The sequence below is a fragment of the Candidatus Latescibacter sp. genome (genome assembly GCA_030692375.1).
Lineage (GTDB): Bacteria > Latescibacterota > Latescibacteria > Latescibacterales > Latescibacteraceae > JAUYCD01.
Genome location: JAUYCD010000208.1, coordinates 1 through 25,880, shown reverse-complemented (window position 1 = coordinate 25,880; position 25,880 = coordinate 1). Strand labels below are relative to the sequence as shown.

Sequence of the window (25,880 nt, the reverse complement as noted above, 5' to 3'; positions counted from 1 at the left end):
TTAAAAAGAAAATATATAATCTTGTAAATCTTGTAAATCCTGTCTAATGTTATTTTCTTTCTTTAAAGAAAAAGAAGAAATTTTAGACAGAATTAACAGGATTAACATGATAGAATTAAAAAGAAAATATATAATCTTGTAAATCTTGTAAATCCTGTCTAATGTTATTTTCTTTCTTTATTGACTTTGCGAACTTAGCGAGAGAATATTCAATAAATCGGAAGAAGGATAATTATGCTGCATTTTTCCCTGGTTTTTTTACATGTATTAGTCAGTATCGCGCTGGTCGTAGCGGTTCTCCTCCAGTCCGGGAAGGGTGGGGGTCTGGCCGGCACCTTCGGCGGAAGCGGGGTAACCGGAGGAGTTTTCGGCGGCCGTGGAGCAGCCCCGTTTCTGGTGAAAGCCACTACCATTTTTGCTGTTCTGTTCATGCTCACGGCAATTTCTTTGAACTTTGTGAACCCGTCAGAAAGATCTGGAAGGAGTGTTCTTGAACGCACCATGACCGGGAAAGGGGCGGCTCCATCGGCGCCAGCTGTCACGAACACGATGCCGCTTGCGCCGTCCCCGCCGAGTGCACCATCTGCTACCACCCCTTCTACAAAATAAAAAAACGAGTGCCGGAGTGGTGGAATTGGTAGACACGCTATCTTGAGGGGGTAGTGGCCATTGGCTGTACCGGTTCAAATCCGGTCTTCGGCACCAATTATTCCATGCAAGCTGATGAAATACTAGCGAATTAGAGCATATCCATTAACACGAGAATATACGATTTATGTAGATTTATGCTTATTGATGAACGCGGGTGAATTTCGTCCGCGTATTTTTTTGCCAAGCGATAGACACTGAAACAAGTTCAGCATGACACGTGTACTTCGACAAGCTCAGTGCTCGGTCAGCGGACTTTGAGCCTGTCGAAGAGTCCGCTTCATCCTGAACTCGTTTCAGGATATAAACACTCAAATTTATAAGAGAAATCATCCAAAATCATGTAAGAAGGAGGATCAAATGGCTGAAAAACCCGTGCAGAACATCTCCAATCTGATGACTGAACAAAGAAAATTCCCTGTACCTGAATTCTTCAGAGCACATGCTTACATATCATCAATGGAACAGTACGAAAAGATGTACCGTCGCTCCCTTGACGATCCGGATGGTTTTTGGGGGGAACAGGCTGAGACCCTTTCCTGGTATAAAAAATGGGACAAAATTTCCTCATTTGATCCGGATGCTATAAATATAAAATGGTTTGAAGGCGGCAAACTCAATGTTTCCTATAATTGCCTGGATCGTCATGTACTAGCCGGGAAAGGTGACAAGACAGCTATTCTCTGGGTTGGAGACGACCTGGCTGAAGAACGGCATATATCATATAACGAACTGTACAGTGAAGTTAACAAATTTGCCAATGTATTAAAGAGCCTGGGAGTCAAGAAAGGCGACCGGGTCTGTATATACATGCCTATGATCCCTGAGCTGGCGATCGCCATGCTGGCCTGCACTCGTATCGGGGCGATTCACTCTATCGTTTTCGGCGGATTCTCTGCGGAAGCCCTCCAAAACCGGATCCAGGACTCGGAGTGTTCGATTCTTGTTACTTCCAATGTCTCCCTGCGCGGCGCAAAGGCCATTCCTCTCAAGGTGAATGCCGACGATGCGCTCAAAGACAATAAATGCCCTTCCATTCGTAATGTCATCTGCCTTGAGCGCCGCAAGGTCGATACCCACATGGAACCGGGCCGTGATCTGTGGTGGCATGAGGCCATGGCCAAGGCTTCCGCCGTCTGCCCCCCCGTGGAGATGGACGCGGAAGATCCGCTTTTCATCCTCTACACCTCCGGCTCGACGGGAAAACCTAAAGGAGTGCTGCACACTACCGCCGGGTATCTTCTCTATGTCAGTATCACACACAAATTCATTTTCGATTATCATGAAGACGACATTTTCTGGTGTACAGCGGATATCGGCTGGGTGACCGGACATTCCTACATCGTGTACGGTCCCCTGGCCAACCATGCCACCTCGGTGATGTTCGAGGGTATTCCCTCCTATCCCGATCCGGATCGTTTCTGGGATGTTTGTGAAAAATATGGTGTCACTATTTTTTATACAGCCCCAACCGCCATACGGGCCATTGCCAGCAAAGGCACTGAATGGGTTGCCAAACACGATCTATCCAAACTCCGTCTCCTGGGCACAGTGGGTGAACCGATCAATCCGGAAGCCTGGATGTGGTACTACCAGAATGTGGGAGGAGGCCGGTGCCCCATTGTGGACACCTGGTGGCAGACCGAAACCGGCGGTATTCTTATCACTCCGCTTCCAGGCTGCATGCCGGTAAAACCGGGTTCGGCCAGCCGTCCGTTTTTCGGGGTAGAACCGACGATTCTCCGCGAGGACGGTACTACCTGTGCGGCAAATGAAGGCGGATATCTGGTTATAAAACGGCCCTGGCCGGGAATAATGCGTACCCTTTTTGGAGATCACCAGCGCTTTATAGATACCTACTGGCGGCAGTACAAGGGTTCTTATTTTACCGGCGATGGCGCCCGGGTGGATGAAGAGGGTGATTACTGGCTGATGGGCCGGGTGGACGATGTGATCAATATCTCCGGTCACCGTATCGGCACCGCGGAAGTCGAGAGTGCGCTGGTAAGCCATGCTGCGGTAGCCGAATCTGCGGTTGTAGGTTACCCGCACGAGATAAAGGGTCAGGCGCTTTATGCGTTTGTCACCCTCAACGAGGGAGTGGAAAAGACCGAGGAACTGAAGAAAGAACTGGTTAAACACATTCGGAAGGAGATCGGCCCGATTGCTTCACCGGACAAGATCCAGTTTACCGATGCGCTTCCCAAGACGCGCTCCGGCAAGATTATGCGCCGTATTCTCAAAAAGATCGCGGCAAATGATATGTCCGATATGGGAGACACTTCCACGCTTCTGGATTCTAGCGTGGTCAGCCGTCTTATCGAAGAGCGGATATGACGAATCCATTATCATGTAGTTTTACAATGGTTCTTCCAAATAATGAGTACCTGAGATTATTATGAATATTCGATATGCTGTATAAGGGGTGTTTGCGGAGGTATTCTCCACAAACACCCAATTATAAAGATATCAGGTATGTGTCAGTCAAGGCCAAGGCAAATTCGCCTTCGGCGAAGCCTTGACTGACATCAAGTTACATCCATAAAAAATTCTTGTACCAACTGTACATCCATAATACCTAATAAACGGTTCTCATTTATTATTAATAGCTTACGCTTAGATACTCATTAATCGGATGAACCATTTTTCTTTTCACTTATCGCCAGCGTGTGAAGGAAAATCTTCATGCTCGTATTATCATATCTTTCGGCGGGGTTAGAATTGATGGATAGAGCTTGATACAGAAAAATCCCGCTTTTTTACCAACCTTGTTCCGAGAAAATTTCCTCGCGTTCCATTCCCGTTTTCCCCTTTCCCTGGAAAAATCAACGAAACACCAACACAAAAGGAGGCGTCATGCATAAGGGTATACGCGTTGTTATCGCCGGAACCGGCATCAACCTTTCGCTGGGTATACTCTATACCTGGAGCATCTTCAAGGAATCGATCAAGGAATCAATCACCGCAAAAATTCCCGGTTCCTTTGCCTGGGATATGGCTTCCATCAACGATCCCTATGCAGTTGCATGTCTCGTTTTCGCATTCATGATGATTTACGCCGGCCGCATTCAGGATAAATTCGGTCCGCGCATCACTGCTTTCGGCGGCGGCATCCTGGTGAGCATGGGATTTCTGCTCATCGCCCGGTCGGTCGACTACTGGGTATGGGTGCTGGGTTTCGGCGGTCTGGTGGGGACGGGCCTCGCGTTCGGATATGCCTCTGCCACACCCGCCGCGCTCAAATGGTTCCCGCCCACCAAGAGCGGGTTGATCGCGGGCATCGTTGTGTCCGGTTTCGGGTTGGCGTCGGCATATATCGCTCCGCTTTCATCATATATTTTAAAAAATTACGGCCTGCTGAATACCATGATGTTTTTCGGTATCGCTTTCCTGGTGGTAGTATCGGTTTTATCCATCTTTCTGGTTCCCCCGCCTGCGGTCAGCAGTCATTCGGGAGCAAAGGTCAGCGACAGCCAGCGCCGCAAAGAAACTTCGCAAAATAATGAAACGATCGGCACCCTTTTGCGCAAGTCCCAGTTCTGGACGCTCTGGCTGCAATTCTTCATCGGGGCAGGGGCCGGACTCATGGTCATCAGCAGCATTTCCGGCATGGCCAAGATGAGCATGGGAGAAAAGGCCTTCATCGCGGTGGCGATTCTCGCCATCGGCAATGCATCGGGACGTATTCTCGCGGGATTCCTGTCCGACCGTTTCGGCCTCCGCAACGTGCTGGCGGGGATGTTCCTGTTCCAGGCCACGATGATGTTTCTCGCCTTGTATGCCACCCGGTCGGGGAGCGCCTTCCTGATCGTGCTGGTCGCCACTCTTATCGGCTTCAATTATGGCGCCAATCTGTCGATATTCCCCACGTACGCCAAAACCTTGTGGGGAATGAAGAATTTCGGTGTCAACTACGGCCTTCTTTTCACCGCATGGGGTGTCGGCGGATTCGTCATGAGCAAGATGTCGGAAGTCCTCAAGGCGAGCAGCGGTTCCTACTCCATCTCCTTCATCGCGGCAGGCGTCCTGCTCCTGGGCGGTTTCGTTTACACCGTCGGTTTCCGAAGCAGCAAGAAGTCGAGTCTCACGCCGCTCCCGTCGCAAGGCTGATAAACGTCGCCGATTCGCGGATCAGGCAAATAATGGCATACGGGAAGGTCCTGGACTTGATTCAGGACCTTCCCGTTTTTTGGCGGGGGCCTTTTCTCAACAGCCTGGGCCGGATTGTGTGGGGAAGACTCTGTGATTCGCTCGGGTCCAGTTTATTGAGCAGGATCATCTTTTTTTATTTTTGCTGCCTTCAGCCATCCTCTGACAACATCCTTTCGCGGGTCGGCAGGATCTGCTTCCCGAACAAAACTTTTCATTTCCATAACCACTTCTTCGAGCCGGTCAGCCATACGGGCTATCCCGCATGTCTTGAAGAGAGTGTCCATATCCAGGGGAACAAGGGCGATGTATTTTTTCAGGTGGGGCAGCGCCCTGTTGTAATCTCCCTTCGCGAGGAAAACCTCTGCAAGATTGAGGTGAGGGAAAGGATTTTCCGGATAGTATGCAATGGCGCGTGTTAAAAAATGTTCCGCTTTATCCAGGTTTCCGGTTTCACGGTAGAGCGCGCCAAGGTTGTTCATGGTTGAGAGGCTGTTCGGATTAAGCTCCTCCGCCTTTTCAAGGGCCATGATTGCCCGCCTTAGATCGCCGATGCTTTTTAGCGCGGTCCCAAGATTGGAAAAAAAGGACGGCTGATTGGCGTCGGAGCGGAGGGCATTCTGGAAGTGTCCGACCGCCTCGTGAGGACGGTGGGTTACATTGGTGATGACACCGAGAAGATTCAGCGCCTCGGCGCTGCCGGGTTCGATTTCGAGGATTTTCCGGATATAGGATTCTGCAACGGGAAAAAGGTTCAATTCCATGAACATCCGGGCGATATTCAGGTATGGCTCGATGTAAAGAGGGTCGGAAGCTATGGCTGATTCAAAGAGAAAAGCCGCAGCTTTTGGATTGCCGGAATAATGGGTAAGAGCGGCAAGATTGTTCAATACCACGGCATTGGTGGGATTGAGTGCAATGGCTTTTTCGTAAGCCTCCCGAGCCTTATCGTAATCCCGTAACAATTCGTAGGCAATTCCAAGATTGCAGTATGATCTCGTATCGGTTGGATCGAACATGATGGCCTGCTGAAAAGCTTCTATTGCTTTTTCGATGTTCCCGGCATCCAACTCTTTGATGCCGAGTTCAAAGTAATATTCTTTTTTGTTTGAGTCAGGCGTTTCGGACATGTTCAAGGCCGCTTTCCTATCGGTTAAACCCTTGCCATTGCAATTCTGCGATATTTTGATTACATTGTCAAGTGAAAATAAGGAGCCATTATGATTAAAGATACTATGGTGGGCATTATCAGCGACACTCACGATCACCGTAAAGCCATCTCCCTTGCTGTGGATGCATTCAATAAGGCTGGGTGTTCGCTGGTCATTCATGCCGGCGATTATGTCGCCCCCTTCACCTTCATTGATTTAAAAAAGCTGGAAGGAAAATTTGTGGGTGTCTTCGGCAATAACGATGGGGAGAAACGCGGCCTTTTGGAACAAGCCAAACAGATAGGCGTTCTTATGGAGCCGCCTTTCGAATTCACTCATTACGGTAAAAAAATCGTTGTGATGCATGAACCGGTGTATCTGAAACAATTCCTGTCCAGGGAAGATATCGACGTGATCGTATACGGTCACATTCACAAGGTCGATATCAGGCCGGGGAAACCGCTGGCGATCAATCCGGGTGAATGCTGCTCGTGGCTTACCGGTCATTCAACCGTTGTGATTCTCGATCTGGATACCATGAATCCTGAGGTGCTTGAACTCAAATTATGACTTCTTTGTTGAAAATTCTCCGGGATAAAGCCGAAATCCTGCCTGCACAGCCGGGAGTTTATCTCTGGCTAGATGCCCATCACCGGGTGCTTTATGTAGGCAAGGCAAAAAATCTCCGGGCAAGAATTCTTTCGTATTTCCGTGAGGAAGGCGACGGGAGAGCGCAGATCCCCCTGCTCATGTCCGAGGCGGCAGAACTGGATTACATCGTAACCGGTTCGGAGATCGAAGCGCTGGTCACCGAGGCTAATCTGGCGCGGTCGAAAAAACCCAGGTACAATGTGCGCCTTAAGGATGACAAGAGTTATCCCTACATAAAGATCACGAAAGAGGGCGCGCCCCGTGTCTTTCTCACCCGAACTGTGCGCGATGACGGCTCCCGATACCTGGGACCGTATACGGATGTGAAAGCGGTGCGGAAGATGCTGTACCTTGTTCACTCCATTTTTCCTATCCGATCCTGCGACGAAAAACTCCCTTCGAAACGAATAGCGAGACCCTGCCTTGATTATCAGATAAAACGCTGCGGCGCTCCCTGCGCCGGATATGTAAGTTATGAACAGTACAATCGGTATGTCGAAGACGCCTTCCGATTCATCCAGGGGCATAACGACGATCTGATCCGTGACCTGCAACAGCGGATGAAAGAAGCCGCGGATGCCCTCAATTTCGAACAGGCCGCCCAGCTTCGCGATCTTGTCCAGGCCGTTATGAAGCTGAGCGAGCGCCGGAAAGCCTTCTCCACCGTGCGCCTTACCGGAGACTGGGATGCGGTCAACTTCCATGCCCTCGATACAGAAGCCTGCGTGGTGGTCATGGAAATCCGTGACGGCGGAATCCTGGGGAAAAAGCACTATCTTATGAGCGGAATCCAGTACACCTCGCCCCCGGAGATGCTTTCAGCGTTCCTGACCCAGTATTATCTCCGCGTTTCCTGGATTCCTGCGGAAATACACCTTCCGTTACAACCCTCCGACGCCGAAAATGTACAGGCGCTTCTCAGCGAGCGCACCGGGAAAAAAATCGAGTTTGTCTTTCCGCAGCGCGGCGAAAAGGCCAGGCTTTTGAAAATGACCGCAATGAACGCCGAGACGATCATGAAAAAAACAGTGGAGGAGCGCGACCGTAAGAAGGACGCCATCCCCAGCATCCTTCTATCCCTCAAACGCGACCTCCGGCTGAAAAAGCCCCCACGGACCATCGCCTGCATCGACATCTCCCATCTCCAGGGAACCGATACCGTCGCTTCGCTGGTTTTTTTCCGGAACGGGAAGCCGGAAAAACGTGAATACCGCCATTTCAAGATCGCCACTGTCGAAGGAATCGATGATTTCGCGGGCATGCGTGAAGTGGTGCATCGCTATTTTACCCGCCGGCTGGAAGAGCAAAAAGAGCTTCCCGGCCTCCTCATCGTTGACGGCGGCAAGGGGCAGCTATCGAGCGCCAAAATGGTGCTGGACCAGTTAAATCTCGGGGAACAGGAGGTGGCCGGCCTGGCCAAGCGCCTCGAGGAAGTTTTTCTCCCCGGCGCCTCTGAAGCCCAGAACATCCCCAAAACCTCTTCTTCCATTCACCTCCTGCAGCGGATTCGGGACGAATCCCACCGTTTTGCAGTTACTTACCAGCGAAAACTACGCACGAAGAGAACAATTTCCTCCGAGCTCACCAGGATAGAAGGAATCGGGCCAAAGAGAACCGGCGACCTTCTTCGTCACTTCGGCTCAGTGGCCGCTGTCCGTAATGCAAGAGTCGATGACATCGCACATGTTGCAGGAATAGGGGTAAAGCGGGCGCAGATTATCTCTGCCAGCCTGAAAGAAAAGTGACAAAGAGACAGAGTGACAAAGTGACAGCCTGAGGATTATGTCTTCTGGCCATCCCCCAGAATTTTTGTACTAATGTTTGTAACTCCTTATAATGCTTATCGTTATAAGAATAATTTTATGTGAAAGTATTATCGGATAATAGCATGCCTTCTTGAAGGACTGATCCCCCCTGTCCTTTGGACATCCCCCCTTTTTAAGGGGGGAAACATATTGGCAGGCAGTATCTTACCCCCTTAACAAGGGGGTTGCCGCTTTATGCGGGGGGGGATTTTGTCTTTAGAGCATATAAATAGCATGGCATATTTGTCGCCAAAGAAAAAAATGGGGGATGGCCAGTGAGGATTATGTCTTTGCTTGACTCACTACTGACAAAAAGGTATATTTTCAAATTCCGAGCCTTTTACAAAAGTCAATATTTAAAGCTGCCCCCTTTCTGTCCTTCGGACATCCTTCCCCCGGAGGGGGCAGGAAAAGACTGTGGAGCAAAGACTTCCCTTGCCCCCTTCGGGGGAAAGAGACTGAGGGTTAGGGGGCTGAAGTAATAAAACCTATCATTTTTTCATAAAAAAAAGACTTTTGCAATTGGCTCTTCCATATTTAAAAACCATGCAAAGTATGAAATCGATGTCTCAGGAAAAAATAAAAGCCATAAAAGGCACGAATGACATCCTTCCCGGCGAGGTGGAGATATGGCAGCGAATCGAAGCGGTTGTCAGGGAGAAAGCGGAATTGTATGGCTACTCTGAGATACGGACTCCGATATTCGAGGAAACCGGGCTGTTTGCACGCTCCATCGGAGAAGATACCGATATTGTCGGCAAGGAGATGTATACCTTCCGTGACCTTGGCGAACGGAGCCTGACCCTCCGGCCGGAAGGAACCGCTTCGGTAATCCGGGCATTCATCGAGCATGCTCTGGATCAGCGGGGACTGCCCCAGAAACTCTGGTACAGTGGACCGATGTTCCGTCAGGAGCGCCCCCAGAAAGGCCGTCAGCGCCAGTTTCACCAGTTCGGTGTCGAGGCTGTCGGAGCGAAATCTCCCCTTATGGATGCGGAGGTGATGATTCTCTTCGACGATATCGCGGGAAAGCTCGGTCTCGGGGAGAGAGTATACCTCCTCAATTCGGTCGGAGGCGCAGAAAGCCGCAGCCGTTACCGTGAGGCCCTGGTCGTCTTCCTGGCTTCGGTTCAGGAGCAGCTCTGCGAGGATTGCTGGCGGAGAATGCTTACCAACCCCCTGCGTGTCCTGGACTGCAAGGTTCCCGGCTGCCGTGATGCCATTCATGGTTCCCCCGATGTCCCGCGTACCATCGAGTATCTGACTGAGAGCGACCGTGCCCACTACGGGGAAGTGAAGAACTGCCTGGAAAGTCGTGGGATCGAATTTACAGAGGACTATTCTCTTGTACGGGGACTGGATTATTACACAGGTGCGGTGTTTGAAATGCAGTGCAAGGGTCTGGGCGCCCAGTCGACAGTCATGGGTGGCGGACGGTACGACAACCTGGTGAAGGAACTGGGAGGGCCGGACATGCCTGCGGTTGGATTTGCCTGCGGGATGGAGCGGCTGATCCTCGCTATTCAGGCTGCGGGAGTTGCCGCGGTAGAAAAGAAATCAATTCCGGTGTTTATAGCAACCACCCGGCCGGAGCATCGTCTGACTGCAGTTACATATCTATCCACGTTGAGAAATCTGGGATATGCCGCCGATATGGACTATCTGGACCGCAGTCTGAAAGCCCAGATGAAAACTGCATCCAGGCTTCAGGCTCGATATGTGCTGATTGTCGAATCCGATGGAGACCTTGTAACTGTCCGCGACATGGAATTATCCGAACAAAAATCCATGACGTTTGAAGAATTTATACAGCGCGTCAGATAGATCCTGAAACGAGTTCAGGATGACACGTGTCATGCCGAACTTGTTGCCGCTTTGCGGGAACGATGAAACCGTTGCCGTTTCTCGGGAACGGTGAAACCGTTTCGGCATCTATTAAAAAGAGAGACAGAGTGACAAAGTAGCTAACTTTTTACTTTATTACTTTGCCACTGTTTTTTCTACATGAGGGCTATTTAAGTGCGATTAAAGAGAACGAACAATAACGGGGAACTCAGGCTTTTTGACCAGGGAAGAGAAGTAGTTCTGTCCGGCTGGGTACACCGTCGGCGAGATCATGGCGGCCTTATCTTTGTTGATCTGCGCGACCGCTGGGGATTGACCCAGGTTGTATTCAACCCGGAGCGCGATCCCCAGGCGCATGGATTGGCCGAGCACATACGCTCGGAGTGGGTTATCAGCGTGCATGGGATCATAGCCGCACGGATGGAGGGAATGGCAAATCCCAGGCTGGCCACCGGCGATATCGAGGTGCTCTGCGATGACATCGAGGTGCTCAGCAAATCCAAGCCTGTTCCTTTCCCGCTGGATGAATATAAGGAAATCGGAGAGGAAATTCGGTTGAAATACCGTTATCTCGATCTCCGGCGTGAGGAAATACAGCAGAACCTCATTTTCCGCTCCAAAGTGGCTTCCATTGTCCGCAATCACCTGGTGAACCGTGAGTTTGTGGAGATTGAAACACCCTTCCTGATGAGAAGCACTCCGGAAGGCGCCCGTGATTTTCTGGTTCCGTCCCGCCGTTTCTTCGGGAAATTCTACGCACTTCCTCAATCGCCGCAGATATATAAGCAGCTTCTCATGGTATCAGGATTTGACCGTTATTTCCAGATTACCAAATGTTTCCGCGACGAGGACCTCCGAAAAGACCGTCAGCCCGAATTCACTCAGATCGATCTTGAAATGAGCTTTGTGGATGAGGAGGATATATTCGGAATTATCGAGGGTTTGGTGGTGGAGATATTCGAAAAGGCCATGGGTGTTGAAGTCGGTCCGAAATTCCGGCGGCTGACCTATGCAGAAGCTATGAGCAGATTCGGCGTTGACAAACCCGACACCCGTTTCGGCCTGGAAATGGCGGAAGTGAGCGATATTTTTGTAGCCTGTGATTTCAAAGTCTTCCGGAGCGTGGTGGAACGCGGCGGGCTGGTCAAATCCATTAATGTAAAAGACGGCGCCTCCATGTCCAGGAGCCAGATCGATGCGCTCATTGCTTTCGCTATTGAGCAGGGCGCGGGCGGCATGGCCTGGATCAAGGCAACGGGAAAAGGCCTGGAATCGAGCATTGTAAAGTTCCTCGATTCCAACTGCCAGCGGGCGCTCACGGAAAGGATGAAGGCTGAGCCAGGCGATCTCCTTGTATTTGTGGCGGACAAACCGGATATTGCCAACCGGGTGCTCGGTGCGGTACGGCTCAAACTGGGCGAGGATCTGGGGCTGATTAACTACTCCCGGTTCGATATACTTTTTATTACCGAGTTTCCGCTTTTCGAGCGCAATACAGAGCGCGGATGCATCACTTCCATGCATCATCCGTTCACTTCTCCGGTGGAAGAAGACCTGCAGTTTCTGGGAATCGATCCTTTGAAAGTGCGTTCAAGGGCGTATGATCTGGTGATTAACGGAACGGAAATTGTATCCGGATCCATAAGGATTCATGACCGGGATATGCAGATGAAAATGTTTGCAAGCCTTGGCATATCCGAGGAAGAAGCCTGTGAGAAATTCGGATTCCTTCTTCACGCTTTCGAGTTTGGCCCGCCGCCCCATGGCGGCGCAGCGTTCGGATTTGACCGGTTTATCATGCTTCTCAGAGGCGCTTCATCCATCCGCGAAGTCATTGCGTTCCCGAAAACAAACCAGGGTATATCGCTCATGGATGATACTCCTTCAGAAGTTTCGCCGGAACAGCTCATTGCGCTTGGTTTAAAGATACGGAAGAATTGAGATATATCCTGGTAATGTGTACCTTTTAAGTGACTTATGGAAAAGTCACCATATCGATCCGGTAGATGCCGAAACAAGTTATTCACTGGAATAATGAGGGAAGCCGAAGACAGAAGAATGCAAATACTCAGCCACAAGCCGGTTACGTACGCTGGAACCGGCTGACAACAGGGGGGACGGCGCGATCTGTTGTGCCGCGAACACAGCAACCATCATACAACGAGGACAGCATGAACACACGTAGCATCCTGTTCGCATTGGGTGTCATTATTCTGGCGGCCGCAGGCTGCAACAGCGGCAGTTCCACTAAATCGGACACCTTCTCCGATTCCCTCGTGCTCGGGACGGGGATGAACGGATTCAACATCACCGGCGAGACGACCACGTTTACCAGCGGCGCGCTCATCTACTGGCGGCTCGAAAGCAAAGATGACATGGGCGGTTCCACAGTGGAGATACAGATTTCCAAGTCCGGTTCGAGCGGATTCGAGCAGATCAATGTCATCCCTTACACCAACCCGCAGAATTATGGTCACATCATGCTCTCGTCATTCAAACACACATACGGACCGGGGAGTTTCCGTGCGACCGGGAAACTGGTGACCGGTGGAAAAACAGTGGCGTATAAGAATTACACGGTTCAATAGATATGGTGAGAGCGGGGGGAATGATCTTTGGGAATCAACCTCCCGTGCAGCCCTACGGATTCACGAGCTGATTTATCAGTAGTGGAGTTTTTGCGTCTCTCCTTATTCCACCTGCATGATGTAGAACACGTAGCCGTACACATGCGCGTACCTTTTGGTAATTTTCAGGGCAATTATCGCTATCATGTGCCAGGGAGGCACAGTAAAAACGTAAAAATTTACTTGCACGAACAATGTATAAGCAGCAATATTCATTCACAGACAATTTTTAAAAATTACGATACCTCATTATTTTTGATATGGGGAATGACTGTTTATTTAAAGGGGAATAACATGAGCAGATTGATCATGTTTGTGTGCGTTATCTGTGTCATCTGTTCCGGCTGCTCAAAAAAGAGCGATACAACCGGACCCGGCGACACCGACAACACGGGTGAATGGAAACTCGGACATGTCACAACTCAAACCGTTTCCGCTACTCCCGGAAGTGCGCTGAAGGACAGTTCCACCGGTCTTGTTTTTCAGTTTCCCGACGGAGGCTCTGGTACTTTAGAGACGGCGGCGATCACCTCGTCGGTCAACGCTCCCGTACCGGGGAAAGGGTACTATGTCAACTATAGTCAGGAGAAAAAAATTAACCTCGTATTCACCCCCAAGGAAACAGAAACCGTGTTGGTGTATGGGTATGGAACCTCCAATGCGCTGATGACCGATTACACGAATCGTTACAATACCTGGGTCAGCATCGCGCCCACGAAAAATACGGACGGCTCGTTGTCGTTCGAATTGCTCATGCCCGTGGCTGTCCAGACAAACAAATCCTCCGGTGTTTCCGCAAAGGGCTATCAGGGATTCAAGCATTACTTTGTGGGACTTATTACGAAAGATATGCCCGAATTTGATAAGTTGACGGCCTACCAGAGCGAAGCAAGAAAGATGATCAACAGTTATATAGACAATCTCCCGGATTCCCGGAAAGCCGATGCCCGGGCCAAGGTGGACGGGGACATGCAGTGGTATCTGTCTTTTGGAAGTGACGCGTATGATGCATTCTGGGCCTATGGATACTTCACCAGTGTAAACAGATATAATATTACGATCAATAAAAGTTATACCGATCCCAAGGAGATTGCGGGACACATCGCTCATGAAACCGGGCACTACATGTTTCATGTGCTGGCCGGAAACTCCGCGTATTTGACCGCGTACAGTCAAATGCCCTATGATACCTCGCAACACGGAACGGGAGATGTCAACGACCGCAAGAAGATGTTCATTGAAGAACCGGCGTATTTTTCACAGTATTTTCAGACGGGTTCTGCCGGCGGATTTGATCCAACAGAGCCGAGACTGCTGCTGTATGGAAAGGTTCTTTCGAAATACGACGTTCCGAGCATCGAGGGATTCGGGTGTGTCATGCTCGCCCAGCTCCATCGCACTTCAGACACGGTTGCCGACGTGTATGCGGCGGAAAAAAGCGCTTTAAAACGCACCGTTCCCGTCATCGGCGCACCGTTTTCAGAAAGTTTCCAGATCCTGGCGAAACAGCCGACGGACATCGATATGCTTCGTGACAAAATCGAAACCTACCTGATGACCGCCGGAAAAGGGGACCTGTTCCAGCCCCTCATGCAGGGAATCGGCTGGGGGTACATGGTTTCCGGGAAGCTGGTTGACAAGGACGGGAATCCCGTCTCCGGCGCCACGGTGAAAAGCGTTCACAAAAGCGCCTCGCGGGAATGGATCGGCAGCGTTTCAACCGCGTCAAGCGGTACCGACGGGAGTTTCAGCCTGCCGTCCGGCGTGTTCGGCGGAAGAAGTTATGTGCGGGTGATCAAGGGGACCGACAGCACGGATGTTGACATCACCATTGACTGGAAACAGGCGACCAATGTGAAGAAGGATGTGGGAACCCTCACCGTTGATTTCTCGCCCAGTGTTTTGGATCAGTTGAGAAAAACCAATTATGTAGGCGCCGGATTGAGCGTATGGAACGTGACCAAAGAGGAACCGAATGGTGATTACCAGTGGATCGGCGATGCCGTTTATAACTTGAAATGGAACGGGCTCTCTTTCAGCGGCGCGCATGATGACACCTACATGTCCAAGCATAACGAGGTATCCGGTACGGTGTCGGCGGATGGCAAGACAATAGAAACGATTTCCTTCTCCAGCACGCAGAAAAACCCTAAAACCGGTTATATCCTCTTGAGCAGCAAAATGACCGCAACGAATATACCGATGGTAAAAATCAATTATCAATGGCCGACTGTCAGTTTTAAGCTCACGAGCGATGTCAAGGCGCACGTTAGCCAGTATGAATACTTCTGGAGGAGGGATGATGGAGTAATGATTGAATACCTGGGGACAATTAATTGGAATCATGAAAAGACCTATATTTCTGTCGTGTTTAATCTGGGAGACAATCCATTCCGGTGATTCATGTTGATCTTTAACAGTTTATATTTTTTAGGATCCTTTAAACACAAGCATTCACAGGCATAGGAATATTTCTTGGCACTATCATCTGCACTGATCGTTATTCAGGATAATGTGCGAATTGTCGGCGGCAGTGCGATGCCAACCGCCTGGAATATTTTTCCTCAATTTCCTTTTCTTTTCTGAGGATCAATGCCAGGAAGTTGCAAAACACATGACCTCTGAATGTCAACATAACTGTTAAAGGAAAGTATGGAATGTATGATACAAATTGATAACATCAGATTTAACTCCCGTCTATGCAATGGCTTGCGGGAGTTTTTTTATCCCGCTTTTGAAAAGGAGCGCTGATAAAATTTGAACGGTGAAACGAGTGAATTAGTGTATGTTACAAATTCGAATTATCAGGACTTGTTCGGATGCGGCGACCGTAATATCAAAGCGGTGGAAAACAGGTATGGCGTGCAGATAGTCTGCCGTGACGGAGTTCTCAAGGTTATCGGAGAAAAAGCATCGGTAAAGCAGGCGGCAAAGATTATCAACGAAATGGATTCTCTGATCCAGTCGGGTGCGCATCTTGACGAACACACCCTGTCCTCGGCGCTGGATTATCTGGAAAACGGCGGCGGTGAATGCCGGATTGGTTTGAAGACTGTTGTTCTGAACGCCGGAAATCGCCTGATCCGGCCGCGCTCGCTGGGACAATGCGTCTATCTTTCCGCGATGATCGAGAACGATGTCGTTTTCAGTATCGGACCGGCCGGGACCGGGAAAACCTATCTTGCAGTCGCAGTTGCAGTGGCCGCACTGAAGAATCATGAAGTGCAGAAGATCATCCTGTGCCGTCCGGCAGTGGAGGCCGGAGAAAGCCTGGGGTTTCTCCCCGGAGATCTTAAAGATAAGGTTGAACCTTATTTCCGGCCCCTTTATGACTCGCTCTTTGATACCATTGGTCCCGAGAAACTGATAAAGCTTGAGGAAAAGGGAGTCATCGAAGTGGCTCCGCTTGCTTACATGCGCGGCAGAACCCTTTCCGATGCTTACATAATTCTGGATGAAGCCCAGAACACAACCAGCCGTCAGATGAAAATGCTCCTTACCAGGCTGGGGGTCAATTCCAAAGTGGTGGTTACCGGGGACATTACTCAGATAGACCTTCCGCACAACGAAAAATCGGGCCTGGTGGAAATTGAATCCATACTCGACGGTATCGAAGGAGTGGCGTTTGTGCGGTTGACCAGTCATGATGTGGTCAGACACAGGCTCGTTCAGAGTATTATCAACGCCTATGGCAAACACGAAAAGCACGATTCTGAAAAAGCTTAAAAGGCTTGTGAAAAAGTGGTCTTATCGTCATATAGACCCTGAAACAAGTTCAGGGTGACACGGTCATGCCGAACTTGTTGCCGCTTAGCGGGAACGATGAAACCGTTTCGGCATCTATTAATTAACAAGGGGTTTTCACAAGCTTTTTAAAAAATAGCAGATTTGTGAAAATCTATGAAGGGATTTTTCCCTCATGAAAGTCAATATTCTTGAAAGCGATGAGGTGGAGGGTCTCCTGACAGTTGACCGGGAACGCCTGGAAGAATATGCCTTTGAGGTGCTGTCCAAAAGCGGAATTGCAGCGGGCGAATATAATATTGTTTTTATCGGCGATGAATACATGACCGAATTGAACCGCCTTTACAAAGATAGTCAGGGACCAACCGATGTTTTGAGTTTCAGTCTGGAGGATGTTCCGCATGATTTTTCCGAAGGTGTCAGCGGTGAAGTGTATGTATCCCTCGAAAGAGCAGGCAGGCAGGCAGGTGAGCTGGCTGTCCCCTTTGATGAAGAAGTGGTACGGCTTGTCACCCACGGTCTCCTGCATATTGCAGGCAGGGTGCATGATACCGATGAAGAATATGCTTCTATGGTACAAGATACTGAAAAACTGGTAATATCCTTTTTTACGGCAGGGAGCGAGCAGTGACAACCATTTCCATTATACTTGTCGGATTCGTTGTCGCCATGCTTATGTCTTCCATGTTTTCGGGAGCGGAGCAGGCGTTAAGCTCTATCTCGCGTGACTCCCTGGAAAAGCTTCATGACATGAATGTCGCAGGTGCAGATGCTCTGCTTGGTATAACCGCCAATAAGCGCCGGTTCCATCTGATGCTGCTCTCCGGAAGAATTATTTCCATTGCCGCCGGGACGATCCTTCTTTTCTTTTTAGTGACCGTGATCGGAGAAGCAGTTGGTCTGAATGCTGTTTATGGATGGTTTATCGGGTTAATCGCTTTTTTTATGGCGCTGGCGCTGTTTGTACTGACTGATGGAGTTCTCTCCAAAATTATTTCTGTGGGGGAATACGAGACAACGGTTCCACGCTTTGCTTCATTCCTGACTGTATTTAATTTCCTCCTGTTTCCCCTTACCTTTCTTTCTGATATGATCCTTTCCGTGTCCATCAAAAAAAAGACTGAAATGGCGGCCAAGGAAGACGCTCTTATCGAAATGGTCAAATCTGAAAGCGAATCCGGGGTAATCGGGCAGGAGGAGGGGGAGATGATTCAAAGCATCCTCAACTTTTACGATACAACCATTCGTGAAGTCATGGTGCCCAGGATCGATGTGGTGGCGGCGGAAAAAAACATCCCCCTCGATGAACTTATACAGCTTTTTAAAAACGAGGCGCATTCCCGTATTCCTGTGTATGATGGGCGGATCGATAATATCATTGGTGTTATCTATTCAAAAGACCTGCTTATCTCGCTGGCGGAAAAAGATATATCCACGGATTTATCCATAACCGCTATAATGCGCAAACCGTATTTCGTACCCGAATCAAAAAAACTCTCCGAGCTTCTTAAGGATTTCAAAAAAGCGAAGGTGCATCTCGCAATCGTTGTTGATGAATATGGCGGCACATCGGGAATTGTGGCTCTCGAGGATGTGCTTGAGGAAATTGTGGGTGATATACAGGATGAATACGATCAGGATGCGCAGTCTCTTTTCTCCTGGATTGACGACCGGACTGTCATTATGGACGCCGGCATGAACATCGATGACGTCAATGAAATTCTCCATACCGGCATCCCGAACGAAGGATTCGATACTCTGGCCGGGTTTATTTACCACCAGCTCGGCTATATTCCCGAAGGCGGAGAGGAAATTACCTTTAATACCACTGTCATTACCATCAAGGAAATAATCGGAAATAGAATTTCCAAGGTACTGGTGAAACTTGAAGAGCCGAAAAACAGGGATGAAATCTGAAATCTGAAGTATGAAAACTGGAATTTGAAAAAAAATACCCACTTTGGGGAGAATGGGTAGGGGGTGAGGGACATGCAGACCATTGGAATTATCGGGGCGGGATACTGGGGCAAAAACCTTATCCGCACCTTTCACACACTCGGAACAGCTTCCGTTCGATACATCTCCGATACTTCTCCGGAAGTCCTGCGGGGAATTTCCCGGCAGTATCCTGGTGCGAAAGCCACCCTTGACTACCGTACTATCCTTGACGATCCGGCCATTCATGCGGTGGTGATTGCCACCCCCGCAGTCAGCCATCATGAAATAGCGAAAGAAGCTCTTCTTCACGGGAAGCACGTGTTTGTGGAAAAACCCATGACCCTTACTACAGAGGACTCTCTGGAACTGGTGACACTGGCCGAAAAAAGAAACCGTAAGCTCATGGTGGGGCATCTCCTCCTGTATCACCCCTGCATAACGGAAATCAAAAACTCTATCCTGGCCGGCGAGCTTGGGGATATTTATTATTTATACAGCCAGAGATTAAACCTGGGGAAAGTCCGAAGCGATGAAAACGCTCTTCTCTCTTTCGGCCCTCACGATATTTCGGTCGCTCTTCACCTGCTTGGCGCCGAGCCGGTTTCGGTAAACGCGCATGGCCAGTGTTATCTCCAGGATGGCATAGAGGATGTCGTGTTTCTCACCCTGCATTTCACCAACCGGGTAATTGCCAATATCCAATTGAGCTGGCTCGATCCCCACAAGGTTCGCCGGACGACGGTTGTCGGATCGAAAAAAATGATTTTTTTTGATGACATGGAACCGCAGGAGAAAGTGAAAATATATGACAAGGGAGTGGACCGCTCCGCAGAATACTCTTCCTACGGGGAGTTTCTTTCTCTTCGGGATGGGGACATTTATATTCCGGGAATAAAAATGGCTGAGCCTCTGAAGCTTGAATGCGCTCATTTTATCGAGTGTATAGAGAAAGACCTTACACCTTTGAGCGACGGCCGGAACGGGCTTGCGGTAACCAGGGTGCTTTCCGCCAGCCAAAAATCGCTCAGTAAAGGTGGAATATCGGTAAAAGTTGAGTAAACTGGCTCGAACGAAATAATACATAGATCCTGAAACGAGTTCAGGATGACCAGCGCCAAGCGTCATGCCGAACTTGTTTCGGCATCTGAAAAATCAGGATAATGTGCGTCTCGCATTATGTAGAACTAGTAATAAACTTCTATCAAGAACACTATTGTTAAGTCAATGCAATAAAGTTGGATTCATATTCCCCCCTTAACAAGGGGGGATGCCAAAGGCAGGGGGGATTTCTTTTTCCCGGCGAATAAAGATCCCCCCGCCGCTTGAGCGGCGACCCCCTTTTTAAGGGGGTAAAAAGAAAAAGAAACTCCAGCACCAGACATTATCTGATTGACTTAACACTATAATCCTTTACCTATAGATTTGCCATACAGATGAAAAAAAAACTGATTGCTGTTTTACGGTATGCCTTCCTTTTCTCCATACTTGGTTTTGGCGGATGGTATATAGCAGCCCACTATGACCGTTTTGCCAGCCGCGCGCATTTTACCGGTCTCAATATTTCTCTCCTTTTTCTCCTGAATATTGGGACTTTGCTCTGCGAATCCACCCGGCTTCGCATTCAGGTAAAAAAAATCGGCCATGACCTGGGACAGACCGGCGCCTGGCACATGTTCACTCTGATGCAGGCGGTGAATCATATCATTCTGAAAGCGGGAACATTCAGCGGGGGATATTATCTTTCCCGACGATTCAAGATTTCGTTTAACTCGTATGTTGCATTTCTGGTATCCTATGTTACGGTTATGGTCTTTTCCTCCGGGGTGCTCGGTCTTCTGGTTTCCGGCCTGTTTATTATTTTGGGTTATTCAGTCAATGCGCTGATCTCGCTTTTTTTTGCTTTCATTATTTTCTCGACCACCCTTCTGATTTTATCCGCACGCATTCCCCTGCCGTTCAATCGATTACCCAGGGTAATGGCCAATTTTTTTCATTCCCTTCGATTCATCTATTCCGATTACCGGATGCTTTCTCTCCTGGTGGTGGTGGAACTATTCTACTATTTATTCTCCGCATTTCGTTTCATGGTCGCCCTTTCCATGTTCTCAGCCCATACCAGCCTTCTGGGCGGCATTGCGGTGGTGACTATCGGGAATTTCTTGCGTGTGGCCACCATTATTCCGGGAGGAATGGGTATCGCGGAAGTGGCCAGCGGATGGGCAGCGGGAATCCTGGGGAATGATGCCGGTATTTCCGGTCTTTCGGCGGGATTGGACCGCCTCATGTATGTTCTCATTGTGATGATCGCAGGCGGAATCGGTTTTCTCACTTTATCCAACCGAAAGGAATTCCACACACCTCCGGAACCGTAATACTCTGTTCAATGATTCTCGAGTATACACGAGTATATCAACATTGCCCTTTTCCCATTGCATTATTTTTTAAAATCGAATATGATGCAAAAGGAAAAAACGGTTTCTCTTTCATCTGACCTTCAGGGGATACTGCGATGATAGATCCATCTGGCAGACATGGGGGACATTTACTGGATTTTCTTATCGAAAAACATATGCAAAGAGGAGAGATTGTATACACGGATTTTCTTGAAACGGGACAATCACCGGAAGGCTGGAGCGGGCCGTTTCCTGATCTGATTGCGAAAAGGGACAGTTCATATCTCGCCATCTGCATCGAATCTTTTACCGATCAGGTTGGTGAAGATTACATTTCCAAATGGAAATCGATACTGAATAATCCAAAAACCACCCTGCAGATAATTGTCAGGAACCGGAAATCATGCGATTTCGTTAAACAGGCTGCGGCACTTCATAACATTCCCCTGGAGTGTAAGATAATTATAAAAAAGGCGCACAGTAAGAGAAACCGCTATAATGGCCTGTTCAATATGAGATCGATTTTGCGCATTCTCTTTTTATTTCTGGTCGTTAGTTTTATCGTAGTGATGCTCAAGTAAATTTTGAGGGACCAGTATATGATGATCCGGCAAAAAGTATTAAAGCTCTCTAAATTGACGAAAACCTCACCCGGCCTTCGGCCACCCTCTCCTATCCAGGAGAGGGTAAAAACATAGCCAACAATGAGTTACCCCCTCTCCTGACTAGGAGAGGGGGACAGGGGGTGAGGTTAAAACACCAGAAAATAATGGGAAAAAATTACTTTTTGCCGTACCATCAGTATATGAGAAGAAAAAGATTCTGAGAACCCTCCCGTGCGGGGTTTTCCATATTTTTTACCGCCTGAAAAATAATGCTGGCTTTTCCTGAGATATTCAACGATTTTGCATGAATGTCACTATTGAATTGAAATTCTTAGATTCATTTTGGTTATTCAAGATTTTTACAAAGGTTTCATGTATGGAGTATGCATAATGACTAACAGACGTGAATTCATCCGTGCGATGGGCATCGGCGCCGCCGGATCGATTGCAGGGTATCCATTCCCCGGAATGGCGAAAGCCGTCGTACAATCACAGTCATCCAGCCAGGTATCGTTAGTAAGCGGCACCGACCGTCGCAAGATGGCCCATGATGCGCTTCTCCCTTTCACCGATGTGATCAAAAGCGGCATTCAAGGAAAACAGATCATCCTGAAACCGAATGTCGTCGAACCTTTCTGCCCTTTCGGTGTCACGAACATTGATACTCTCCGCGGGGTACTTGACTTTTTAACTGGGCTGACAGATCAGAAAATCATAATAGGCGAAGCATCGGCAACTCCTTCCCTTCCCGGTGGGAGATTACCGGTCAACAACACGCTCTCGAACTTTTCACACTATGGGTACTATGCACTAAACGAAAAGTATCATGTTGAATTTGTTGATTTTAATGCCCGTTCATCAACGACGGTGAATTGGATTACCGATTTCAACTCACCTAGGGGAAATGTCGTCGTACCCATGAACATCGCCGACCCTTACCTTGACACGAACAATTTCTTTTTCTCTCTCGCTAACTTGAAAACTCATTCCATGACCGTTTGCACTCTTTCGATAAAAAATTTCTGCATGTCATCGCCACTGAATTTCCTCGTGAAAATTCCCGAATCCCTGACCAGCGACTATGTGGCCAAATGGCTTTATTCCGAAAAGAATAAAATGCACCTCGGGAGTTACAAGGGTCTGAACTACAATATTGTCCGTGTGGCGCGTAACATTCAACCGGGATTCGCCCTTCTCGATGGGGTTACCGGGATGGAGGGGGACGGCCCTACTATCTATGGCAAACTTGTCGAACAAGGTGTGATGATTGCCGGTCCGGACATGGTTTCTGTGGACAGGATCGGGATCGAGCTTATGGGATTAGACTACAATACCATCAAACATGTTCAATACTGTGCCCTTGCAGGTGTCGGGCAGGGTGACATCGGGAAAATTGTAGTGCTGGGTCCGAATATCGACAATTTCCGAACAACATACAAGTTGCCTTCGACTTTTCAACAGACGACAACACCGATAACGTGGATAAAGTACGAACCCACAACAATCGCGGAATTTTCCTCCCCAACCGCTGTGAACTCTGGGCCTTCGCTCAAAGATTTCCCTATCACGGTTGCAAACGTTCCCAACCCGTTCAATGCTTCCACGGAGATTCATGTCACTCTGTCCTCGGAAGCGAGACTTTCAATATCGATCTATTCGATTAGCGGTCAGAGGGTCCGGAACTTAATATCCACGTCATTCAGAGCGGGTGAACATATAATTCGATGGGACGGAACAAACGAAACAGGATCGAATGTGTCATCCGGTATGTATATTGTGGGAGTGTATACGGGGAACAGAATGGTATCCCACAGGATGATGCTGATCAAGTAAATAGATTTTAAATATGCGAAAGCAATTATTGAAATAGATGCCGAAACAAGTTCGGCATGACGTTTTCCAGTTATACTTCCGCGCAGGAAGTAGTCCGCATTGCCCATGAAACCTCCTTTTCAGCCCACAAAAGATAAAAAATATAACCCGATGTTGGAGATTACCATAAACTATGGAATTATTCATTTTGCCTCTCCCGAAAAAGATGGAAATGAGGAGCGGTTCTTACCGGTTTACCGGGAAGGAGAGTATTCTTCTTTGCGGAAACACCAGTCCTCATGATACCGGGATCGCTCGCATACTCGCCCAATTCCTCCTCGATACGAAAAAATTCGCCGTTTCTTTGAACAGGAGCATCGGTTTTCCGGAGAAGGGATTCATCAACCTTGTTATCGAGAAGGGTCACTCCTTAGAGGATTACAACCTTGAAATCCTGGAAGACCGGATAACCATCGAGGCTTCTTCTTCACGTGGGCTGCTCTTTGGGGTGCGGACGCTTCAGCAGATTTGCGAGCAGAGCGAACACCAACTCCCCTGTCTTTCCATCGAAGACCGTCCTGATTTCGAGAACAGAGGATTCTATCATGATGTTTCCAGGGGAAAAGTTCCACAGTTCAAGACCATGAAACTCCTGGTGGAAAAGGCCTCCCGGTACAAGATGAACCAGATACAGTTTTATGTGGAGCATGTGTTCGCTTTTCGGAAGAATCCTGCCATCCGGTCGGGTTTCGATGTCATTACCCCGGATGAGATACTCCGCCTCGATGAATATGCCCGCTTCCTGCAAGTCGATCTGGTGCCGTCGCTTTCCTCGTTCGGGCACATGTATGAAATCCTCCAGAACCCTGCTTACGCCCGTCTCTGCGAGCAGGAAAACTTCGATCCCAGCCTGCAGCTTCTCTGGAGAAACCGGATGGAGCATCATACAATCGATGTCTCCAACGAAGACAGCTACAAGCTGCTCGGGGAGATGTTCGACGACTACCTTCCGCTGTTCAGCGCACCGGTGTTCAATATCTGCTGCGATGAAACCTTCGATCTCGGAACCGGCCGTACCAAAAAGCTCGCCAATGAGAAAGGGGTGGGAGAGCTGTATCTCGGCCACATCCTTCGTCTTGTTGAGATGGTGAAGAAATATGACAAAAAAGTCATGATCTGGGGGGATATTGTGGTGAAGCATCCCGAACTCATCGACCGTTTGCCGAAGGATGTCACCCTGCTCAACTGGGAATATGGCGCCGCAGTTGCCGACGTCCAGACAGTTATGTTCGGCCAGAAAGGAGTGAGATTCTTCAACTGCCCGGGTGTATCCGGCTGGAACCGTCTGGCGAACGATCTGAACGCCGCCTCCCGTAACATAAGGAGCATGGTGGATTACGGGATGAAGAACGGCGCCCGCGGCATCCTTAACACCGATTGGGGCGATTACGGACATATCAATCCCCTTGCCGGATCGTTTCATGGCATGGCGCTTGGGGCCGCTCTCTCCTGGAATTCCGCCGGCCCTGATGATGACACATTTGACCGGGCAGTATCCTTTCTGGAGCTTTCCGACCCATCCGGGAAGGCCGCCTCTCTCCTGCGTGAGTTGGGGAGCCTCGCTGCAAATTGGCGTTTCATGATGAAAGGAATCAGCGGGATCGCCCCGGAGGATTTCAAGCGGATGCCTGATGAGCTTTTGGTGAAATCCTGCCGCCGCGCCCCCGAAATCGAGAAAGAACTTGAAAAAATCCGCTCTAAAATCCCGCAAGACCGCCGCATAGATTATGATGAATTCATGTGGAGCGCCCGTGCAATTGCGCTCAACGGAAGGCTTGCGCTCCTTGCCAGGCGGCGGCTCAACAAAAAGCTGGGGAAAAAGAATGCCCGTGAGCTTCGAGAATTTGCCAAATCGACAGCGAAACTCTCCCGTGAATACGAAACCATCTGGCGCGCCCGCAACAAGGATTCGGAGCTTTTCCGCATCACCGAAGTGTTCAAAAATATCGCGGCAGATGCGGAAAAAATAGCGAAGGGATGAAAATATTGTAGACGAAAACCTCACCCGGCCTTCAGCCACCCTCTCCTAATTAGGAGAGGGTAAAGACATAGTCAGCAATGAGTTACCCCCTCTCCTGACTAGGAGAGGGGGGCAGGGGGTGAGGTTTAAAAACGTCAGAAAATAATGCAATAATTACTTTTTGCCGGATCATCAGTAATCACCCGATATAAAAATGGCAATAAATATAGAATAAATGAAGTGAAAATAATTCCTGTAATTTTGCTTGACAATTACCACATCCCGAATTATCCTATACATTGGTATTAAGTGCTCAGGTATTCAGGAATTACCCTTATACCTGATCCTGCATCCACTTGGAGGTTTCGCTAAAGATGATCCGGTAAAAAAGAATGCCGAAATAATGTCTCAACATAATAATGTCCTGACGTTCTGACTTTATCCTTCGCAATGATTTTTTGCCGATTTATCAGTAATATACTAAAAATATAA

The 25,880-nt window shown here is 49.0% G+C and carries 18 protein-coding genes and 1 tRNA gene; 18 read left to right on the top strand and 1 reads right to left on the bottom strand.

Features of this window, described 5'->3' with window-relative positions; all coding sequences use genetic code 11:
- Positions 1-234: 234 nt before the first annotated feature.
- The 4 genes from secG (at position 235) to Q8O92_12660 (ending at position 4,758) form a co-directional block, all read left to right on the top strand.
- Positions 235-609, top strand: coding sequence for a preprotein translocase subunit SecG (gene secG, locus Q8O92_12675; GenBank protein ID MDP2984169.1), 375 nt, complete (start codon positions 235-237; stop codon positions 607-609).
- Between the two features lie 10 nt (positions 610-619).
- A tRNA-Leu gene (locus tag Q8O92_12670) sits at positions 620-705 on the top strand.
- A 339-nt stretch (positions 706-1,044) separates the two neighbouring features.
- A complete protein-coding gene (acs, locus tag Q8O92_12665; GenBank protein ID MDP2984168.1) occupies positions 1,045-2,985 on the top strand; it encodes an acetate--CoA ligase in 1,941 nt (646 codons plus the stop codon).
- 519 nt (positions 2,986-3,504) lie between these two features.
- A complete protein-coding gene (locus Q8O92_12660; GenBank protein ID MDP2984167.1) occupies positions 3,505-4,758 on the top strand; it encodes an OFA family MFS transporter in 1,254 nt (417 codons plus the stop codon).
- A 152-nt stretch (positions 4,759-4,910) separates the two neighbouring features.
- On the opposite strand, the gene Q8O92_12655 is transcribed toward Q8O92_12660, so the two are convergent.
- A complete protein-coding gene (locus Q8O92_12655; protein ID MDP2984166.1) occupies positions 4,911-5,927 on the bottom strand; it encodes a tetratricopeptide repeat protein in 1,017 nt (338 codons plus the stop codon).
- Positions 5,928-6,017: 90 nt separating this feature from the next.
- On the opposite strand from Q8O92_12655, the gene Q8O92_12650 reads away from it, so the two are divergent.
- The 14 genes from Q8O92_12650 (at position 6,018) to Q8O92_12585 (ending at position 25,409) form a co-directional block, all read left to right on the top strand.
- A complete protein-coding gene (locus Q8O92_12650) occupies positions 6,018-6,518 on the top strand; it encodes a metallophosphoesterase (protein MDP2984165.1) in 501 nt (166 codons plus the stop codon).
- Positions 6,515-8,344: an excinuclease ABC subunit UvrC gene (uvrC, locus tag Q8O92_12645; GenBank protein ID MDP2984164.1), complete on the top strand. Its 1,830-nt coding sequence runs from the start codon at positions 6,515-6,517 to the stop codon at positions 8,342-8,344. Before Q8O92_12650 ends, uvrC begins: the two co-directional genes overlap by 4 nt.
- A gap of 615 nt (positions 8,345-8,959) precedes the next feature.
- A complete protein-coding gene (gene hisS, locus Q8O92_12640; protein MDP2984163.1) occupies positions 8,960-10,228 on the top strand; it encodes a histidine--tRNA ligase in 1,269 nt (422 codons plus the stop codon).
- Positions 10,229-10,423: 195 nt separating this feature from the next.
- The gene (aspS, locus tag Q8O92_12635) at positions 10,424-12,190 is read left to right on the top strand and encodes an aspartate--tRNA ligase (GenBank protein ID MDP2984162.1); all 1,767 of its coding nucleotides are present in this window, start codon (positions 10,424-10,426) and stop codon (positions 12,188-12,190) included.
- A gap of 230 nt (positions 12,191-12,420) precedes the next feature.
- Entirely contained in the window at positions 12,421-12,837 is a 417-nt protein-coding gene (locus Q8O92_12630; protein MDP2984161.1) for a hypothetical protein, read from the top strand.
- A 333-nt stretch (positions 12,838-13,170) separates the two neighbouring features.
- Positions 13,171-15,276, top strand: a complete 2,106-nt coding sequence (locus Q8O92_12625; GenBank protein MDP2984160.1) for a carboxypeptidase-like regulatory domain-containing protein — start codon at positions 13,171-13,173, stop codon at positions 15,274-15,276.
- A gap of 357 nt (positions 15,277-15,633) precedes the next feature.
- A complete protein-coding gene (locus tag Q8O92_12620) occupies positions 15,634-16,602 on the top strand; it encodes a PhoH family protein (protein ID MDP2984159.1) in 969 nt (322 codons plus the stop codon).
- A gap of 193 nt (positions 16,603-16,795) precedes the next feature.
- The gene (ybeY, locus tag Q8O92_12615) at positions 16,796-17,251 is read left to right on the top strand and encodes an rRNA maturation RNase YbeY (protein MDP2984158.1); all 456 of its coding nucleotides are present in this window, start codon (positions 16,796-16,798) and stop codon (positions 17,249-17,251) included.
- Complete coding sequence (locus Q8O92_12610) at positions 17,248-18,537, top strand: hemolysin family protein (GenBank protein MDP2984157.1); 1,290 nt, start codon at positions 17,248-17,250, stop codon at positions 18,535-18,537. Before ybeY ends, Q8O92_12610 begins: the two co-directional genes overlap by 4 nt.
- A gap of 72 nt (positions 18,538-18,609) precedes the next feature.
- A complete protein-coding gene (locus Q8O92_12605) occupies positions 18,610-19,617 on the top strand; it encodes a Gfo/Idh/MocA family oxidoreductase (protein ID MDP2984156.1) in 1,008 nt (335 codons plus the stop codon).
- A gap of 374 nt (positions 19,618-19,991) precedes the next feature.
- Positions 19,992-20,930 carry a lysylphosphatidylglycerol synthase domain-containing protein gene (locus tag Q8O92_12600; GenBank protein MDP2984155.1) on the top strand — a complete coding sequence of 313 codons (939 nt, stop codon included), beginning with the start codon at positions 19,992-19,994 and terminating at the stop codon, positions 20,928-20,930.
- 137 nt (positions 20,931-21,067) lie between these two features.
- Positions 21,068-21,532: a hypothetical protein gene (locus Q8O92_12595; protein ID MDP2984154.1), complete on the top strand. Its 465-nt coding sequence runs from the start codon at positions 21,068-21,070 to the stop codon at positions 21,530-21,532.
- A 414-nt stretch (positions 21,533-21,946) separates the two neighbouring features.
- Positions 21,947-23,389, top strand: a complete 1,443-nt coding sequence (locus Q8O92_12590; protein MDP2984153.1) for a DUF362 domain-containing protein — start codon at positions 21,947-21,949, stop codon at positions 23,387-23,389.
- A gap of 172 nt (positions 23,390-23,561) precedes the next feature.
- The gene (locus tag Q8O92_12585; protein ID MDP2984152.1) at positions 23,562-25,409 is read left to right on the top strand and encodes a glycoside hydrolase family 20 zincin-like fold domain-containing protein; all 1,848 of its coding nucleotides are present in this window, start codon (positions 23,562-23,564) and stop codon (positions 25,407-25,409) included.
- Positions 25,410-25,880: the final 471 nt, after the last annotated feature.